This window comes from Sphingomonas bacterium (assembly GCF_903643035.1).
In the GTDB taxonomy this organism is placed as follows: domain Bacteria; phylum Pseudomonadota; class Alphaproteobacteria; order Sphingomonadales; family Sphingomonadaceae; genus Sphingomonas.
The window spans coordinates 1-4,507 of the sequence record NZ_CAHJWW010000225.1 but is presented as its reverse complement, the minus strand read 5'-3'; the positions used below and the strand labels follow the sequence as shown (position 1 = coordinate 4,507).

Sequence of the window (4,507 nt, the reverse complement as noted above, 5' to 3'; positions counted from 1 at the left end):
CTCGCGCGGGCGGCCGGGATCGGCGTCGAGGAACAGCGCCAGCTTCTCGAGCTCGCGCGTGACGATCGCGCGGTCGCCGCCGGTCGCCTCGGCGAGCCGCTGCGCCGCGCCGCGCACGGGACGCAGGCCGTGTTCCAGCGCGAGGTCCGTCACCATCTGCTCGGCGGCGCGGCCGGTCGGGGCATAGCATTGCGTGACGATCGCGGCGGGCGACTCGCTCGCCAGCTTCACGAGCCTCGCCGTGGCGCGGAGCCCGGGCGCGATGGCGAGCACGGGATTGCCGGCGCGGGGCGCGGCAAGCAGCGTGCCGACCGCGGCCAGGCTCTCCTCGCCCACGCCGGTGACGCGGATCCAGCGCGGATCGCCGAACAGCGACAGCGCCGCCGCCTCGTCCGTCAGCCGCGCCGGGTCGCCGCGAAGCGTCGCGCCGTCGAGGTCGATCCGCTCCGCCCCCGCGCCGACCGCCCGGCCGAGTTGCGCGGCGAAGTCCTGCGCCGCCGCCTCGTCGGGACCATGGACCAGATAGAGGCGGACGTCCGGCGCGAGCCGGGTCAGCGCGGCGCGCAGCTGCGCCGGCTTGGCCTTCACGGGTGGGCCTTCACGGGATGGCCTTCATCGCGCTTCGGAAAGCTTGCGCGCATAGAGCGCGACGCGGGTGGTGATCCGGTCGGCGACGATGCCCGACAATCGTTCGAGCGCGGTGTTCTCGGCCGCGATCGTCGCATATTCGCTGCCGACCACGTCGATGCCGGCGTCCGACCCGGCGGTCGCGTCCAGCACCGTCACGTCGTCGGCGAGGCGGACGAGCTGGAAGCGCGCGCGCAACGTGCGGCGCTCGCGCGTCGCGGCATAGTCGCTGCGGACCGCGAGCCCCGAGATACGGTCCTCCAGCTTGACGTCCAGCCGGTAGCGCGCGGTTCCGGCGGCATCGCCCGCGAACCGGTCGTGCAGCGCGTTGCCGATCAGCCACCCGGCCTTGCCCTCGATCGGCGAGACGTCGATGCCGGCGAGCGATCGCGCCACCGGCCCCGATCCGCCGCCGGCGTACAGGGGATGCAGCCCGCAGCCCGCCAGCGCCGCCGCGGCGACCAGGAGCGGGAACAGGAGCGCGGGCGTCCTCATGCGACGAGGTTCACGAGCCGGTCCGGCACCACGATCATCTTGCGCGGCGCCTTGCCGCCGAGATGCTGGACGATCTTGTCCGAGGCGAGCGCCGCCGTCTCGAGCACCGCCCGGTCGGCGCCCCTCGGCATCACCAGCGTATCGCGCAGCTTGCCGTTGACCTGGATCGCGATCGTCACCTCGTCGTCGACCAGCAGCGCGGGGTCGACCGCCGGCCATGCCGCGTCCGCGATCAGGCCCGGTCCTTCGGCAGTCGCCCATGCCTCCTCGGCGAGGTGCGGCACCATCGGGCTGGCGAGCAGCAGCAGCGTGCGGGTGACGGCGTGCCGGTCCGCGGACGGCGCCGCCTTCTCGATCGCGCCGGCAAGCGTGTAGAGCAGCGCCACCGCCTTGTTGAACTGCAACCCCTCGATCGCGGCGGCGACGCCGGCGGTGGCGCGGTGCGCCAGCCTGCGCAGCGGCAGGTCGTCGCCGGCTCCGGCATCGGTCGGATCGGCCGCGACGAGCCGCCACAGCCGCTGGACGAACCGCCATGCGCCCTCGATCCCGTTCTCGCTCCACTCCAGGTCGCGCTCGGGCGGCGAATCGGACAGCATGAACCACCGCACCGCGTCGGCGCCGTACTGGTCTACGATCGGCTCCGGATCGACGGTGTTCTTCTTGGACTTCGACATCTTCTCGATGCGGCCGACCTCGACGGGCTGGCCGGACCGGCGGTCGAAAACGCCGTCGGCGCGCTTGTCCACGTCCTCCGGGGCGATCCAGACGGGCTTGGCCACCAGGTCGGGATCGACCCCGTCGACCCGGGCCAGCCTGTACGTCTCGTGCGTCACCATCCCTTGCGTGAACAGTCCCGCGAACGGCTCGGCGATGTCGAGCCTGCCCAGATGTTTCAGCGCACGCGTCCAGAAGCGCGCGTACAGCAGGTGGAGGATCGCATGCTCCACCCCGCCGATATACTGCCCGACCGGCAGCCACGCCTCCGCCTGCGCGCGGTCGAACGGCCTGTCGTCGGGCTGGCTGGCGAAGCGGATGAAGTACCACGACGAGTCCGCGAAGGTGTCGAGTGTGTCGGTCTCCCGCACCGCGTCCGCCCCGCAGGCGGGACAGGCGACATGCTTCCATGTCGGATGTCGGTCGAGCGGATTGCCCGGCACGTCGAAGCCCACGTCCTCGGGCAGCACGACGGGCAGCTGTTCGCGCGGCACCGGCACGGCGCCGCACGTCGCGCAGTGGATCACCGGGATCGGCGTGCCCCAGTACCGCTGGCGCGACACTCCCCAGTCGCGCAGGCGGTAGGCGGTGGTCCCATGGCCCCACCCCTCCGCCTCGGCGCGCGCGATCACCGCGGCCTTGGCGTCCGCGATGCCCATCCCGTCCAGGAACCGCGAGTTGACGATCGTGCCCGCGCCCGTCCACGCGACGTCGCCGGCGAAGGCGGGAGCGACCTCCTCGCCTTCTGCGACCACCCGCCTGACCGGCAGGCCGTACTTGCGCGCGAAATCGAGGTCGCGCTGGTCGTGCGCGGGGACGCCGAACACCGCCCCCGTGCCATATTCCATGAGCACGAAATTGGCGATCCAGACCGGCAGCGTCCAGTCGGGATCGAGCGGGTGCTGAGCGGTGAGGCCGGTGTCGAACCCCAGCTTCTCCGCCGTCTCCAGCTCGGCCGCGGTCGTGCCGCCCTGCTTGCAGCGCGCGACGAAGGCGGCGACCGACGGGTTCACCGCCGCCATCTCCTGCGCGATGGGGTGGTCGGCGGCGACCGCGACGAAGCTCGCGCCGAAGATCGTGTCGGGACGGGTGGTGAACACCTCGACCGCACGGTCGCCGGTGGTCGGTTCGGGGTCCGCCAGCGCGAACCGGAACTGCAGCCCCCGGCTGCGCCCGATCCAGTTCTCCTGCATCAGCCGGACCTTGTCGGGCCAGTGGTCGAGCGCAGGAAGCCCGTCGAGCAGATCGTCGGCGAAGTCGGTGATCTTCAGGAACCACTGCGCCAGCTTGCGCTTCTCGACGGTCGCGCCCGATCGCCAGCCGCGCCCGTCGATCACCTGTTCGTTGGCGAGCACGGTCATGTCGACCGGGTCCCAGTTGACCGACGACTGGCGCCGGTAGACCAGCCCCGCCGCGAGGAAGTCGAGGAACAGCGCCTGCTCGTGGCCGTAATAGCCAGGCTCGCAGGTCGCGAGCTCGCGGGTCCAGTCGAGCGCGAAGCCCAGCCGCTTCAGCTGCGCGCGCATCGTCGCGATGTTGGCGCGCGTCCAGTCGCCCGGATGCACCCCCTTTTCCATCGCCGCGTTCTCCGCCGGCATCCCGAACGCGTCCCACCCCATCGGGTGCAGCACCTCGTGCCCCGTCATCCGGCGATAGCGCGCCAGCACGTCGCCCATGGTGTAGTTGCGCACATGCCCCATGTGGATGCGCCCCGACGGATAGGGAAACATCTCCAGCACATACGTCTTGGGCCTGGGGCTGTCGTCGCGCGCGGCGAACGTGCCGCGCTGCTCCCATGTCCGTTGCCAGCGCGCGTCCGCGCTGAGGGCGTTGAAGCGCGCATCAGCGCGCAGGACGTCGGAGCGTATTCCCGGCGCGTCGGCGCGCGACGCCACGATCGATCAGCCGACGATGGCGGCGCGGCGCAGGTCGCGGGCCTTAGTGAGGATGATGTCCTCCAGCTTCTGCACCGTCGCCGCCTGTACGGGGGCCGCGACCCACTGGCCGTTCTGCTGCACCTGGCGCAGCGCCGCGACGCGGATCGCGTCGGCGCGCAGATCCTGGTCGAGGATCGACACCGTCACCTTCAGCCGCTCGGTCGGCGCCTGCGGGTTGATGTACCAGTCGGTGACGATCACCCCGCCGTTCGAATCGGTCTGCACCAGCGGCATGAAGCTGAGCGTGTCGAGGCTGGCGCGCCACAGATAGGCGTTGACGCCGATCGACGTGACCTTGGACGCGGCAAGGTCCGGGTTCACGGCATGCCGCTTGCCGTGCAGGCAGCCCGGCAGCAGGAGGGCGGGCGCGACGATCGCGGCCAAAGTGGCGAGGGCACGCGGGCGGATCATGGGGGTCGGTCCTGAAGACGGCGAAACGGGCATGCGTTCGCGTCTACCTTCCGCACGGCCATGCCGCAACCCGCGGGTCCCGCGCGCCGCCGGGCCGGAAAGCTGTGGGCTGCGTGCAACAGAGGTCGCCAAAAGCGGGGCGGCGGGGGATGACGCGCACATGATTCCTGCTAGGCGCGTTGCGGTACCGTCACGACAGGATCGTCTCGCCTTGGCCTCGAAGCGCCTGACCCTCATGATCGCCGCCGGCGCGCTTGCCGCGACCGGGGTTGCGGTCGTGCCGGCGTTCGGCGCGCCCGAGGTCGGCGGCCAGCGCGCGCTCG

At 71.7% G+C, this 4,507-nt stretch carries 3 protein-coding genes and 1 pseudogene; all 4 read right to left on the bottom strand.

Annotated features, from left to right (window positions below; genetic code table 11):
* Positions 1 to 588, bottom strand: a pseudogene (locus HUV01_RS12480) (DNA polymerase III subunit delta); the annotation flags it as partial.
* A gap of 24 nt (positions 589 to 612) precedes the next feature.
* On the bottom strand, positions 613 to 1,122 hold the full coding sequence (gene lptE / locus HUV01_RS12475; RefSeq protein WP_174298562.1) for an LPS assembly lipoprotein LptE: 510 nt from the start codon (positions 1,120 to 1,122) through the stop codon (positions 613 to 615).
* Entirely contained in the window at positions 1,119 to 3,689 is a 2,571-nt protein-coding gene (leuS, locus tag HUV01_RS12470; protein ID WP_174298563.1) for a leucine--tRNA ligase, read from the bottom strand. The genes lptE and leuS overlap by 4 nt, the downstream gene beginning before the upstream one ends.
* 48 nt (positions 3,690 to 3,737) lie before the next feature.
* Entirely contained in the window at positions 3,738 to 4,184 is a 447-nt protein-coding gene (locus HUV01_RS12465) for a DUF3576 domain-containing protein (RefSeq protein ID WP_174298561.1), read from the bottom strand.
* Positions 4,185 to 4,507: the final 323 nt, after the last annotated feature.